We start from the raw sequence: 13,741 nt of genomic DNA, 5'->3' as shown, positions 1-13,741 counted from the left end.
GTTGATATACCAACCTAAGCCGGCCCGGTCGGGCCGGCTTTGCCCAACGTCCAAGGAAGTTACGGAGATAGGGTAATCCTATGAAAACAAGGACAATTACAATGAAGAAAGCGCTCCTCGGCAGCCTGGTTTCTGCTGCCTTGCTGACCAGCTTCAATCTGAGTGCCGCCTCTGCCAGCCAGGCAGTGGACGCTCAAGCCGCCACCGACAATGCATCCAAAGTTTCCCAGCAGAAGATCGACAACTACGCCGACTCTGCCGAATCCGCCCTCGCCCAGTACAAGGCCGCTCTGCGCCAGGTCGACAGCCTGCGCACCTACAACGAGCAGGTGGGCAAGATGGTCGAATCCCAGAGCAGCGAGCTGGCCTCCATGCAGCGCCAGATCGCCCAGATCGATCAGACCAGCACCGAAGTGGTGCCCTTGATGCTCAAGATGATCGACTCCCTCGACCAGTTCGTCTCGCTGGACCTGCCGTTCCAGAAGGTTGAGCGGGAGGACCGCGTGGCGGCCCTGACCGACCTGATGAACCGGGCCGATGTCACCATCTCCGAGAAGTACCGCAAGATCCTGGAGGCCTATCAGATCGAGGAGGGCTTCAGCCGCACCATCGAGTCCTACAAGGCCAGCCTGGACAAGGATGGCAGCGAGAAGACTTACGAGTTCCTGCGCGTCGGCCGCATCGCCCTGCTCTACCAGTCCCCGGACGGCCAGGAAACCGGCATGTGGAACAAGCAGACCCGCCAGTGGGAAGAGTTGCCCCAGGAGTATCGCAGTGCAGTGGAACAGGGCCTTCGCATCGCCAAGAAGCAGGCGCCTCCCGCCCTCATCAAGCTGCCGGTTCAAACTGCGGAGAAAGCATCATGAAAGGAATCAAACTTGCCATCGCCTCGCTGATCGCGGGCGCTACCCTGGTCACCCTGCCGGTGACCGCCGCCGAGAAACCGGTGGATCTGAACGCCCTGCTCAATCAGGTCAAGGCTGCCAGCACCACTGAATCCCAGCTCAACAAGGAGCGGGAAGCCCGCTTCCTGGCCGACAAGAACGAGCAGACCGCCCTGCTGGCCAAGGCCAAGGCCGACCTGGCTGCCGAGACCGCCAGAGGCGAGCAGCTCAAGGCCACTTTTGATGCCAATGACAAGCAGCTGACCGAGCTGACCGAGACCCTGCGCCAGCGTTCCGGCAACATGGGCGAGATGTTCGGCGTACTGCGCCAGTTCGCCGGCGAGTTCAAGGGGATCTTCAACGCCTCCGCCCGTCGGGTCGAGCATCCGGAGCAGACCGCCCTGCTGACCCGCCTGGCCGAGAGCAAGGAGCTCCCCTCCAGCGATGACCTGACCGCCTTCTGGACCACCACCCTCAGCCGCATGGTCGACGGTGGCAAGGTGAGCCAGATCCCGGCCACCGTGGTCTATGGCGAAGGCAACCAGGCCGAGAAGACCGTCACCCAGATCGGCGAGTTCAACACCGTCTCCGAAGGCAAGTACCTGACCTTCGTGCCGGAGACCGGCAAGTTCGAACAGCTCTCCCGTCAGCCTGAAAACAATGTGCTGGAACCGGTCGCCAAGTTTGAACAGGGCGGTGGCAGCGTCGAACCCATCTTCATCGACCCGTCCCGCGGCGTGATTCTCTCCCTGCTGGTGCAGTCGCCAACCCTCAAAGAGCGCATCGATCAGGGCGGCTCCGTGGGTTACGTGATCCTGGCACTGGGGGTCATCGGCACCCTGCTGGCGCTGTTCTGCGGTGCCCGCCTCTCCCTCATCGGCGGATCCATGCGCAAGCAGCTCAAATCCGATCAGATCATCAAGGGCAACCCCATCGGCGAGATGCTGGGCGCCTACCAGGCGCACCGTGGCGACAACATCGAGGATCTGGAGTCCAAGCTCGACGAGATCATCCTGCGCAACGTGCCCAAGTTCGAGAAGGGCATCAGCATCATCAAGCTGATCGCCTCGGTGGCACCGCTGCTGGGTCTGCTGGGTACCGTGGTCGGCATGATCGCCACCTTCCAGGCCATCACCCTGTTCGGTACCGGCGATCCCAAGCTGATGGCGGGTGGTATCTCCGAAGCCCTGGTCACCACCATGCAGGGTCTGGTGGTCGCGGTGCCCATGCTGTTCCTCTACACCATCGTTCAGACCCAGAGCCGCCGTCTGATCCAGGTGCTGGAAGAGCAGAGCGCCGGCTTCGTCGCCCGTTATCAGGAACGTCTGCACGCCTCCAAAGCCGCAGCGTAAGGAGTCACCCATGTGGTTCTGGTTGATTGAAGAAGTCGAGTCGGTCCGCCGGTTTCTGGGATTGGGGGGCGACGTGCTGGTCGCCCTGTTCTTCCTGACCCTGATGATGTGGGCCCTGCTGCTGGAGCGCTGGTTTTACTTCATGGCGGTCTACCCGCAACAGGTGAAGCAGACCAAGGCCGCCTGGCTGGCCCGCAGCGATCACCTCTCCTGGTCCGCCAGGCAGATCCGCCGCGAGCTGGTCTCCCGGGTGGCCATGGCGGTGGACAAGGGGATGCCGGTCATCAAGGTGCTGATCGCCCTCTGCCCGCTGATGGGACTGCTTGGGACCGTGGTCGGCATGGTGCAGGTGTTCGACACCCTGGCCATCACCGGCACCGGCTCCCCCAGGGCGATGGCCTCGGGGATCTCCAAGGCGACGGTACCGACCATGGCGGGCATGATTGCCGCCCTTTCCGGTCTGTTTTTTGTCAGCCGGCTCGATCACAAGGCCAAGCTGGCCGTGCAGAAGCTGGAAGACAACCTGAAACACGGCTGATGCAGGATGCACTCCCCCGCCGGACCCGGTTCTGGCGGGGGCACAGAACAAGCAAGGAGTTTTTGCCATGAGAAAACGTCACAGCGACAGCAGTGCTGATGAGGCGGCCATCGATTTGACCCCCATGCTGGACATAGTGTTCATCATGCTGATCTTCTTCATCGTCACCACCTCGTTCGTCAAGGAGTCCGGCGTGGAGATCAACCGCCCGAGCGCCAGCACGGCCGAAACGGTGAAGAAGGGGAACATCATGGTCGCGGTCCGCGAGAACGGCCAGGTCTGGGTCGACAAGCGCATCGTCGAAGTGGGTGCCGTGCGTGCCAACATCGAGCGGCTGCGGGCAGAGAACCCGGAGAGCGCCGTGGTGATCCAGGCCGACAGCGAATCCCGTTCCGGTCTGGTGGTCCAGGTCATGGATCAGATCCGCATGGCCGGTGTCCAGAACATCTCCATCGCCGCCGACAAGAGCAGCTGATGCCGGAGCGAATGCCATGAGATACCTGATATCGTTAGCGGTCTCCTGCGTGGTGGTGTTCTTCCTGTTCCTGGGAATGAACAAGCTCATCACGCCGGATCACCGGGAGCTGACGGAGAAGGAGGACGTCACCATGACCGACTTCATTCGCCTCAAGCCTCAGGAGACCCTGCAAGAGAGACAACGTGAGCTGCCCAAACCGCCGCCTCCGAAACGCCCGCCGCCCCCTCCCGAGATGGAAGTGGCGAGCACGGATCGGCCGCAGATGGAGAGCTCGCCGATGGACATGCCCAAACTCGACATCCCGGTCAACATCGGCGGCGGCAACGCCCTGGGTGCCTACAGCACTGGTGGCGGTGGCGGCGGCATGGGTGGCAACAACGGCGCCATTCCACTGGCGACCTTCGAGCCCATGATGCCCCGCAAGGCGGCGCTGGCCGGCCTCGCCTCCGGCAAGGTGCTGGTGGAGTTCACCGTCACCGAACGCGGCACCGTCAGCAACGTGCGGATCGTCAAGGAAGAGCCACGCAGCTACGACCTCGGCAAGGCAGCGCGCCAGACCATCGCCAAATGGACGTTCAAACCGGCCATGGTGGATGGCAAGCCGCAGGCCAGTCGCATGCAGCAAGAGATCGAGTTTGCGACCAACTAAGGAAGGTGGCGATGAAAAAGTTACACACCCTGATCCTCGCCCCGGTCGCCATGGCGGTGCTGCTCAGCACCGCCGGTTGGGCCGCCGAGCAGCCCGCCCTCTCTGACCGCGCCTACCGCGCGGTCAACAAGGCGCAGGCACTGATCACCGAGAAGAAATACGGCGAGGCCAATGCCAAGCTGCAGGAGGCGCTGTCCAGCGCCGGCGAGCGGGTCTACGACAAGGGGGTCATTCTGCAGACCCTGGGCTTCGTGGCGGCGCAACAGGAGAAGTACGGTCAGGCGACCAAGTACTTCGCCGATGCCATCGCCACCGGCGGGCTGCCCCAGCCGGTGGCCCAGCAGGTGCGCTACAACCTGGCCCAGCTCTACATGGCGGAGGGGAACTTCAAGGCCTCCATCAACACCATGAACCAGTGGTTCGCGAACCTCGGCAAGGACGAGAAACCGACCCCGCACGCCTACATCACGCTGGCCAACGCCCATGTGCAACTCAAGCAGTATCGGGAAGCCATTCCGGCGGTGGACAACGCGATCAAGCTCTCCGCGGGCAAGGCGCCGGAGTCCTGGTACCTGCTGAAGATGGCGGCCCACTACGAGCTGAAGCAGTACAAGCCGGCCACCGAGGTGCTGACCGCACTGGTCGACCGCTACCCGGAGAAGAAGAAGTACTGGACCCAGCTGTCGGCCATGCACATGCAGGCGGGCAACGATGCCAAGGCCCTGGCGGCGCTGGAAGGCGCCTACAACCTTGGCATGCTGACCGAAGCCAGCGAGCTGCAGCGCCTCGCCAACTACCTGGCCTTCGCCGGCATTCCCCACCGCGCCGCCCGCGTGATGGAGAAGGCGATGAAGGAAGGGACCATCGAGAGCAACGCAGCCAACTACAAGACGCTGGCCAACTACTGGCACCAGGCCAAGGAGCTGGACCCGGCCATCGACACCCTGGCCAAGTCCTACAAGCTGGCCCCCAGTGCCGATCTGCAGCTGAAGATGGCGCGCATGATGATCCAGAGCAAGCGCTACCAGGATCTGGTGGCCTTCGCCGCCAAGCCTGCCGCCAACGCCAGCGGCGAGCAGCGGGCGGATCTGAAGTTCCTGACCGGGGTTGCCTATTTTGAGCAGCAAAAGCCGAAGGAGGCACTCTCCGCCTTCACCCAGGCTGCCCAGAACGGCAACGTCAGCGGCCGCGCCTCGCCCTGGATCAGCTTCTTGAAAGAGCAGCAGGGCGGCGCCGTCACCCAGTAACCAAACCGCGTGCCGACCGGGGCCATCTCTCGGCAAGGCACGCAACAACTCTCGGCAGTACGGGCTCCCGCCCTGCCGATCAACAACAAGGGGATTACCCCGCAGATTGCCTTGGTGGCAATTGGCCGCTCCCCGGAGCGGTCTTTTTTATGCCCCTGCCTTTATTACCCCGCCATAAAAAAATCCGGAGCCTGGGCTCCGGATTGGGTCATTACCTTGCGAGAGAACAGGCCATGCAGAGTGCCGGCCTGCCTCTCAAACGGTCATCAGTAGCTACACACCAGTTTCCAGCTGCCGCCGCCCGCTCTGAGCTCGCTGCTGGTACAGCAGCCTGGACAACTCAGTAGCTGCATACCAGTTTCCAGCTGCTATCGCCCGCTCTGAGCTCGCTGCTGGTGCGGCAGCTTGGACAACTCAGTAGCTGCATACCAGTTTCCAGCTGCCGTCGCCCGCCTTAGGCTCGCTGCTGGTCCACCAGTTGGCCTGCCAGACCGCCTTGTTGTTGGTCATACGATCACCACCGTTGGCGTGATCCCCCTGCGGCCAGGTCGGATAGGCCTTGTAGGCGGCCGGATTGACGTTCTGGCTGCTGCAGGTGCTACCGCCCGGGTTCTCACCGCCACCACTGCTGCCCAGCACGGCCTCCGGCAGGGTCGGGAACTCGGCCTTGAGACCCGCAGTCTGGCTGCCGCTGATGATGCGGATACCGCTCGGCACACCGGCGGCCGGCAGATAGTAGGTCATCGCCACTTCCACGTCGCTGCCCGGCGCCCACGCCTTCCAGGTCGGCAGCGTGAAGGCCGCCTTGTGGAAATCCTTCTCGCCCGCGATGCCGTCGGAGTTCTGGTTGCCGCCGCTCTCCACCACTTTCAGCCCCATCCCACTCTGGTCGGTGATGGTGTCGGAGGTGGAGGTGGGCACCAGGAACTCGATGCGGGTACCGCCCGGAATGGTCTGGGTCGAGTTGTTGGTGAGCTTCAGGGTCGGGTTGATCGGGTAGTTGGAATCCCCCTCCTTGAAGCCGGAGAGGCTCACCGCGATGTCGAGCTGGGCGGTTGGCGCCGCCAGATCGTTCTGCCTGGTGTCGTACTTGGTCGCCTTGGCAAACTTGTCGTAGGCGAGCGTGGTCAGGGTATCCCCCATGCCGTACTCGTTCTTGGCCGGATCGAAGGCGTAGTCACCCGCCATCTCCCAGAACATGACCCCGCCCAGGCCCCGCTTGATGATGTAGTCGAGCTTGTGGCCCATGGACTCTTCATCTTCGGTGGAGAGGAACACCTTCTTCTCTTCGTTCCACAGCCAAGGCGCCTGCGCCTTGTCATCGTAGTAACGCACGTACTTGCCCTGCATCACGTGAGCCGGGTTGTTGGGATCCAGACCCCAGGCCTGACCGTAGCTCGGCATGGTGGTGATACCCAGGCTGGCGGCGTTCTCCAGGTTCTTGGCGTGCCACATGGGCACGGCACCGCCGCCGATCTCCTTGCCGTTCTTGTCGAGATCGTGCCAGATGTTGTCGATGCCGACCGCCCCGTTGCCGCACGGAATGGTGCTGCCGCCGGTACCCGGCTGACAATCGCTCTGGCTCGGCAGTGCTGCCTTGCCGCCCAGGCCGTGGGTGCCACCGCTGACCCCTTGCCAGCCGCGGGTGTAGTAAGGCACGCCCACGTTGATCTTGCCGGCCGCCAGGGCGCCACGGAAGTAGTGGGCAGACCAGGCCGCGTTGAGGTAGCCAATGCCGCCAAACTGGCTCTGGGTATAGACGCCCCAGTGGGCAAGTTCGGCATCCGCCTTGTTGTCGAACAGGGCGGCGTTGTGACCGACGAAGTTGTTCCAGGCGCCGTGGAAGTCGTAGGTCATCAGGTTGACGTAGTCGAGGTACTGGGTGACCTGGAAGTTCTCCATGCCGCGCAGCAGATAGGCCGAGGCCGGCGAGGCGATGGTCAGCATGTACTTGCGACCATCCTCGCTGCCGGCGCTGTCGAGCTTGCTGCGCAGGGTCTGCATCAGCACCTTGTAGTTGGCAAACAGCTTGCCGCGGCACTGGTTGGAGAGCGGGAAGTCGTTGGGGTTGCCCGCATCCTTCATGGAGGTGGGATACTCGTAGTCGACGTCGACCCCGTCAAAGCCGTACTGACGGATGAAGCTCACCGCCGAGTTGGCAAAGGCGTTGATGCCGTCGGTGTTGACCGAGCAGTCACCCTTGGTGGTGGCGGTATAGAAGCCGCGGGTATCGGCCCAGCCCCCCACCGAGATCAGGGTCTTCACGTCCGGATACTGCTTCTTGTACTTGGACAGCAGGTTGAAGTGGCCCTGGTAGGCGAACTCCGGATCCATCTCGGCACCCGGCACGCCGTCCCAGGTCATCTTGGTCGCCGAGTCATCCACCTTGATGGTGTGGCTCTGCTCGTCCACCGCCGCGAAGGCGTAGTTGATGTGGGTGATCTTGTCCCAGGGGATGTCGCTCACCAGGTAGGAGGGCAAGCCGTTCTTGCCGGTACGCCAGGAGGTGAAGTAACCGATGACCCGGCGGGCGTGGTCATCCCCCATGCACTCGTAGCCATCCGGACGGTAGATCTGACGAATGTCGCAGGAGAGATTGCCACCGGTGGGCGGCAAGGCGGCCTCTTCCACCTGCACGTCGACCTGGCTCGACTCGCCGCTCAGGTTCTCCTTGTCGGTCGCCACCAGCTTGAGGCCGGCCAGCCCCTTGCTCTGGGGCGTCCAGTTCACCTGCCAGGGGGCACTGGTGTCTTCACCCACTTTCTTGCCATCGACGAACAGCTCGACCTTGGCGACGTCGTCGTTGGCATCGGTGACGTTGCCGCTCACTGCCACGCTGCGACCCAGGGTCACCTTGGCGCCGGCGGCTGGGCTGCTGATGCTCACCTTGGGCGCCTCTGGCGCCACCACGGCGGCGACCTTGAAGCTGGAATCCGCTTCGCTCAGCACCTTGCCGTCTTTATCCAGCGCTCGCGCCTTGAGGGCGTGGGCGCCGACACCGGCGGCACGCCAGCTGCCGTTCCAGGGCGAGGCACTCGCCGTGGCGACCAGGGTGCCGTCGATGAGGTACTCGACCTTGACCAGCGCCGTCACCGGGCCGCTCAGGGTCACCGCCAGCGCGACGCTGGCCCCTTCGTTGACACTGGCGCCGGCAGCCGGCGAGCTGACAGCTACGCCGAGCGCCGGGGGCGGCACCTCGCCGCCATAGAGTTTCCAGGCATCGGCCCAGACGACCCCGACACCTGGCTCATAGTGATAGGGCGAGGCCCCGCACCAGCCGGAGTAGGGAAATTCTTTGCACTCATAGAGATTGCCGACGTTGCTGACGATGTCGCCGGCCTTGTAGGCGGTACCGGCCTGATAGGCGGGATAAGCGGCCTGTGCCCAGGCGGGCATGGCAGCCAAAGCCACCAGCATGGCAAGCCTGCTGGGCCTTAGGGTCTGTTGCATATTGTTATCTTCCTTGTTTTGTCTTGGCATTGGTCTCCAAGGCAAAGCACAAGCGCAACCTGCGTGATGGGCGCAGACAACTGGCAATGGACCTGCCACAAACGTCACCCTCACCCTGGGAAGCCCCGCTATCTGGATCGCACGATCTGAAGACCGGAGGCATTGCGTCCCGGCGTCTCGGCCGGTTTGCCCTTTACCTGGGTTCCGTGAGGAACAAGCCGAGTATAGGAATCAACCAGCCGAGTCTCAATCTTCATTCTCGAGGAAAAATATGTGGATGCCAGCGGGATCACATTTTCGCCAATCGGATGAAATAACAAATTTGTCATTAGTTTCATGCTGTTAGCTAAGTCAAAAAAACCGGCATTGCCCTCATTTGTATCCCCGTAATGTGCGTTGGCTCACTGGTACGACATGCCAGAAATGTGACAATGCGCGCCCTTGGCCGATGCGCCAAGGCTATGGAAACACTGGCAAAAAATAAAAAAGGAACAGATATGAAAGGAACACGTACCCTGCTGTCGCTGGCCGTGGGGATTGCGCTCGCCTCCCCGTCCGTCTATGCCGCCGGCTTCAGCTGCCCGGCCGACAGCGACCTCACCCCGATCCCGGTCATTCAGGGCAGCGGTGACAAGAGCCCGCTCATTCCCGCCGACAAGTTCGAAAGCCCCCAGAGCGTCATGGTCAAGGCGGTGGTCTCGGGTCTGGGCGAGAGCCTCAACAAGGGGTTCTACCTGCTGGATGTGCAGGGCGACGGCAACCCCCAGACCTCGGACGGCATCTTCGTCTATCTCAACGACAAAAACTTCGCCAGCAAGTACCCGGACATCAAGCCGGGCGCCGAAGTCTGCCTAGAGGCCAAGGTCGAGGAGTATTACGGCCATACCCAGCTCAAGCCACTGACTGACAGCGGCACCCCGCGCCTGCAGGTGATCGCCCAGGGCACAGCCCCGGCCGCCATCCCGCTGCGGGTGCTGGAAAACGAGACCCTGGCCCGGGCGCTGGAGCGCCACGAAGGGATGCGGGTACGGCTCGATGCCGACAGCGCGCTCAAAATCAGCCGCAACTTCAGCTACGACTACGCCGCCCGGCGCAACAACCTGGTGCTCTCCCACCAGGCGCCGCTGATGAAGCCGACCCAGCTGCACGACGCCGACAGCAAGGCCGCCAAGGCGCTGGCCAAGGCCAACGCCGGCAACCGGGTATTCCTCGAATCGGACTTCAAGGCCGCCGACGGCAAACTGCCCTGGCTGCCGGCCTGGGAGCCGGAACAGGGTTACCTGCGCATCGGCGATGCCCCGGTCAATCTGGACGCCATGGTGGGCTACAGCTACAACGAGTACCGGCTGATCGTGCCGCAGGATCAGGTGATCACCGCCGGCGATCTGCTGCGCACCAGCGACAACGACCGCCAGAGCGCCCCGGCCCGTGCCGACGGCACCGATCTGCGCGTCGGCAGCTTCAACGTGCTCAACTACTTCACCAGCCACTCCAGCGTGGGCGGTGCCCTCAACGTACTGTGCAAGGATCAGGCGGATGCGGACAGCGCCAAAGGCTGCAACCGTGGTGCCAAGAACCTGGAGGACTTCCAGAAGCAGCGCGCCAAGATCGTCAACGCCATCACCGAGATGGATGCCGACCTGCTCGGCCTGATGGAGATGGAGAACAACGGCTTTGACAGCCACTCCGCCATCAGCGACCTGGTGCAGGCCCTCAACGCCCAGCAGAAAGAGGCGGGCAAGCAGTACGCCTTCGTCACCCTGCCCAAGGCGCTGCTGCAGGGCGAGCACTACTTCGGCGGCGACGCCATCATGGTGGCCATGATCTACCGGCCGGCCAAGCTGACCCCGCAAGGGGACGCCAACGTCATCACCCTGCCGGTGCAGAAATACCTGGATGCCAAAGGGGTCGAGAAGCAGGCTTCCCAACGTGACTCCCTGGTGCAGACCTTCACCGTCGAGGGCAGCAAGGATCCGCTGACCCTGGTGGTCAACCACCTGAAATCCAAGGGCTCAGGCTGCCTGGAGAACCTGGACGGCAAGGAGCCGGCCGATCTGCAGGGCAAGTGCACCGAGTTCCGGGTCAGCGCCGCCAAGGTGCTGGGCGAGGCGGTGAGCAAGCTGGCCGGCCAGGTGCTGCTGGTGGGCGACTTCAACTCCTACGCCCGGGAAGATGCGATCCGGGTGCTGACCGACTATGTGCCGACCGACGGTCAGCGCAAGATAGTCTCTGCCTCCCAGACCTTCCTCGGCGACCAGGTCTTTGAGCAGACCGGCAGCGAAGTGGCCAAGAGCTACGGCCTGGTGGACATGAACGTCAAGTTCAACAAAGAGAAGGCCATCTCCTACAGCTACGAGGCCGAGCTCGGCACCCTGGACTATGCCCTCGCCAACCCGGCACTGGCAGGCAAGGTGATCGCCGTGGCCGACTGGCACATCAACTCGTTCGAGAGCAACCTGTTCGAGTACGGCCGGGACTTCACCGGCGACATGATCAAGTCGGACAACCCGTTCAGCGCCTCCGACCACGACCCCATCATCGTCGACCTCAAGCTGAAAGAGGAGAGCAACGGCGGTGGCGGTGCCATGGGCGCCCTCCTGCTGGCCCTGCTGCCGCTGGCCTGGCGTCGCCGCCACGGCTGATGACCCTTGCCATCAAGCCAAAAGCCCGCAGCGATGCGGGCTTTTTTATGGATCGTCGGCACGACTGGTGAACGGAGCGCAAAACAAAAAGGCCACCGCAGTGCGGTGGCCTTTTCTACTTTCAGTACGAAAGATGGTGGAGCTACGCGGGATCGAACCGCGGACCTCTTGCATGCCATGCAAGCGCTCTCCCAGCTGAGCTATAACCCCGATGTGTGTGAGTGACGTTGAGTCACTCTGAATTTGGTGGAGCTACGCGGGATCGAACCGCGGACCTCTTGCATGCCATGCAAGCGCTCTCCCAGCTGAGCTATAACCCCAAATTCGGTACTGAATGAATGGTTCTGGCGGCCAATCATCCTAAATAATGGTGGAGCTACGCGGGATCGAACCGCGGACCTCTTGCATGCCATGCAAGCGCTCTCCCAGCTGAGCTATAACCCCACAAAGGCCGGCTTGGGTGATACACACCGCACTGCCCTGGGCACTTCATTTCAATCAGGAACCTGGTGGAGCTACGCGGGATCGAACCGCGGACCTCTTGCATGCCATGCAAGCGCTCTCCCAGCTGAGCTATAACCCCTTGGATTCCAGATTGTTCGAGGAGAATTTGGTGGAGCTACGCGGGATCGAACCGCGGACCTCTTGCATGCCATGCAAGCGCTCTCCCAGCTGAGCTATAACCCCAACTCACCTCGGCGCTACCAAAGTTATCTCTGGCAACGGAGGCGCATGATAGGCACCGGCCGCTTTGCTGTCAACCCAAAAATAACGGCGATTCGCGCGTTTAGTCAAAATTCAAGCAGTTAGCCGATTTAACCGGCAATGGCACAGCTATCTCGCTGTTTTATGTCACAAAACCGGCCTTTGGCCAAAAACAAAGGGCCCCCGTACGGGAGCCCTTTCCGCAAGTACTGGCTGGTGCTTATTCGGCAGCCATGCGCGCTTCGATATACGCCAGGGCGCGGTCGATGCGGGCCAGTACCCGCTCCTTGCCCACCAGCGCCATCACGGCATCGATGGCGGGGGGAGATTACCCCAGACCGGTGACGGCAATGTGCGACGGCAAGCTTACTCGGCAGCCATGCGCGCTTCGATATACGCCAGGGCGCGGTCGATGCGGGCCAGTACCCGCTCCTTGCCCACCAGCGCCATCACGGCGTCGATGCCAGGGGACTGACCCAGCCCGGTGACGGCTACGCGCAGCGGCATGCCGACCTTGCCCATGCCCTGACCCAGCTCGGCGGCGGTCGCTTCAATCAGCTCGTGCAGCGCTTCGGTGGTCCAGGTTTCCAGGGCAGCCAGCTTGGCCTTGGCCAGGGTCAGCGGCTCGGCGGCGACGCCGCGCAGGTGCTTCTTGGCAGCCGCTTCGTCGATCGCTTCGTACTCTTCAAACAGATAGCGGCTCTGGGCGGCCATCTCCACCAGGGTATTGCAGCGCTCGGCCAGCAGAGTGACAACTTCTGGCAGTGATGGGCCCTTGCTGGTGTCAATCTTCTGGTTTTCCATGTGCCAGGCCAGATGCTTGGCCACATAGGCCGGATCCAGGCTGCGCATGTAGTGGTTGTTCAGCCACAGCAGCTTGTCGGTGTTGAAGGCGGAGGCAGACTTGGAGATGGCATCCAGGCTGAACAGCTTGATCATCTCCTCCAGGCTGAAGATCTCCTGATCGCCGTGGGACCAGCCCAGACGCACCAGATAGTTCAGCAGCGCTTCCGGCAGGTAGCCGTCGTCGCGGTACTGCATCACGGAGACAGCACCGTGGCGCTTGGAGAGCTTGGCACCGTCGTCACCCAGGATCATGGAAACGTGGGCAAACTCCGGCACCGGCGCATTCAGCGCCTTGTAGATGTTGATCTGGCGCGGGGTGTTGTTGATGTGGTCTTCGCCACGCACCACGTGGGTGATCTCCATGTCCCAGTCATCGACCACCACGCAGAAGTTGTAGGTCGGCGCGCCGTCGGTACGGCGGATGATCAGATCGTCGAGCTCGGTGTTGGCGAACTCGATGCGGCCACGGACGTGGTCATCGAACACCACGGAGCCTTCGGTGGGGTTACGGAAGCGGATGACGTGGGGCGCATCGGCCGGATGGTCGTGGGCGTGGTCGCGGCACTTGCCGTCATAGCGGGGCTTCTCGCCATTGGCCATCTGGCCTTCGCGCAGCGCTTCCAGCCGCTCCTTGGAGCAGTAGCACTTGTAGGCGCGGCCATCGGCCAGCATCTCGTCGATCAGACCGTTGTAGCGATCGAAGCGCTTGGTCTGGTAGTAGGGGCCCTCATCCCAGTTCAGCTCCAGCCATTCCATGCCCTCAATGATGGCGTCGATCGCCTCCTGAGTGGAACGTTCCAGGTCGGTATCCTCGATACGCAGCACGAACTCACCGCCCTGGTTCTTTGCAAACAACCAGGAATAGAGTGCGGTACGGGCACCGCCGACATGCAAAAAGCCGGTCGGGCTGGGAGCAAAACGGGTTTTGACTTTCATCTTTAAGCCTTGTG

Annotated in this window: 9 protein-coding genes, 5 tRNA genes, 1 pseudogene and 1 riboswitch; of the genes and pseudogenes, 7 read left to right on the top strand and 8 right to left on the bottom strand. The window is 62.5% G+C overall.

What is annotated here, in order from left to right:
• Positions 1–101: 101 nt before the first annotated feature.
• The 6 genes from BN1143_RS13850 to BN1143_RS13825 all read left to right on the top strand — a co-directional run bounded on the left by BN1143_RS13850 (position 102) and on the right by BN1143_RS13825 (position 5,148).
• The gene (locus tag BN1143_RS13850; protein WP_005297842.1) at positions 102–866 is read left to right on the top strand and encodes a DUF3450 domain-containing protein; all 765 of its coding nucleotides are present in this window, start codon (positions 102–104) and stop codon (positions 864–866) included.
• The gene (locus BN1143_RS13845; RefSeq protein WP_017784161.1) at positions 863–2,236 is read left to right on the top strand and encodes a MotA/TolQ/ExbB proton channel family protein; all 1,374 of its coding nucleotides are present in this window, start codon (positions 863–865) and stop codon (positions 2,234–2,236) included. Before BN1143_RS13850 ends, BN1143_RS13845 begins: the two co-directional genes overlap by 4 nt.
• Before the next feature lie 10 nt (positions 2,237–2,246).
• The gene (locus tag BN1143_RS13840; RefSeq protein WP_005297834.1) at positions 2,247–2,774 is read left to right on the top strand and encodes a MotA/TolQ/ExbB proton channel family protein; all 528 of its coding nucleotides are present in this window, start codon (positions 2,247–2,249) and stop codon (positions 2,772–2,774) included.
• A 67-nt stretch (positions 2,775–2,841) separates the two neighbouring features.
• Positions 2,842–3,249, top strand: a complete 408-nt coding sequence (locus tag BN1143_RS13835) for an ExbD/TolR family protein (RefSeq protein WP_005297833.1) — start codon at positions 2,842–2,844, stop codon at positions 3,247–3,249.
• Positions 3,250–3,265: 16 nt separating this feature from the next.
• Positions 3,266–3,901, top strand: a complete 636-nt coding sequence (locus BN1143_RS13830) for an energy transducer TonB (RefSeq protein ID WP_005297832.1) — start codon at positions 3,266–3,268, stop codon at positions 3,899–3,901.
• Between the two features lie 11 nt (positions 3,902–3,912).
• Positions 3,913–5,148, top strand: coding sequence for a tetratricopeptide repeat protein (locus tag BN1143_RS13825; RefSeq protein WP_017784162.1), 1,236 nt, complete (start codon positions 3,913–3,915; stop codon positions 5,146–5,148).
• Between the two features lie 414 nt (positions 5,149–5,562).
• Here the strand turns inward: BN1143_RS13825 and BN1143_RS13820 are convergent, their stop codons facing one another.
• A complete protein-coding gene (locus BN1143_RS13820; protein WP_462477390.1) occupies positions 5,563–8,598 on the bottom strand; it encodes a glycosyl hydrolase family 18 protein in 3,036 nt (1,011 codons plus the stop codon).
• A gap of 115 nt (positions 8,599–8,713) precedes the next feature.
• A riboswitch (cyclic di-GMP riboswitch) is annotated at positions 8,714–8,799 on the bottom strand.
• A 296-nt stretch (positions 8,800–9,095) separates the two neighbouring features.
• Here BN1143_RS13820 and BN1143_RS13815 point away from each other — a divergent pair.
• Entirely contained in the window at positions 9,096–11,240 is a 2,145-nt protein-coding gene (locus tag BN1143_RS13815; protein ID WP_042051025.1) for an ExeM/NucH family extracellular endonuclease, read from the top strand.
• Positions 11,241–11,374: 134 nt separating this feature from the next.
• On the opposite strand, the gene BN1143_RS13810 is transcribed toward BN1143_RS13815, so the two are convergent.
• The 7 genes and pseudogenes from BN1143_RS13810 to gltX form a co-directional block, all read right to left on the bottom strand.
• Positions 11,375–11,450: transfer RNA gene (locus BN1143_RS13810), tRNA-Ala, on the bottom strand.
• 34 nt (positions 11,451–11,484) lie between these two features.
• Positions 11,485–11,560 (bottom strand) — tRNA-Ala (locus BN1143_RS13805).
• A gap of 48 nt (positions 11,561–11,608) precedes the next feature.
• Positions 11,609–11,684: transfer RNA gene (locus BN1143_RS13800), tRNA-Ala, on the bottom strand.
• A gap of 63 nt (positions 11,685–11,747) precedes the next feature.
• Positions 11,748–11,823 (bottom strand) — tRNA-Ala (locus BN1143_RS13795).
• Positions 11,824–11,851: 28 nt separating this feature from the next.
• Positions 11,852–11,927, bottom strand: a tRNA-Ala gene (locus tag BN1143_RS13790).
• A 238-nt stretch (positions 11,928–12,165) separates the two neighbouring features.
• A pseudogene (locus BN1143_RS22935) lies at positions 12,166–12,300 on the bottom strand (glutamyl-tRNA synthetase); the annotation flags it as partial.
• A gap of 11 nt (positions 12,301–12,311) precedes the next feature.
• Positions 12,312–13,727, bottom strand: a complete 1,416-nt coding sequence (gene gltX / locus BN1143_RS13780; protein WP_042051024.1) for a glutamate--tRNA ligase — start codon at positions 13,725–13,727, stop codon at positions 12,312–12,314.
• Positions 13,728–13,741: the final 14 nt, after the last annotated feature.

The sequence above is a fragment of the Aeromonas dhakensis genome (assembly GCF_000820305.1).
In the GTDB taxonomy this organism is placed as follows: domain Bacteria; phylum Pseudomonadota; class Gammaproteobacteria; order Enterobacterales; family Aeromonadaceae; genus Aeromonas; species Aeromonas dhakensis.
The sequence above is the reverse complement of the archived record's forward strand: the minus strand, read 5'-3'. Positions and strand labels throughout refer to the sequence as shown.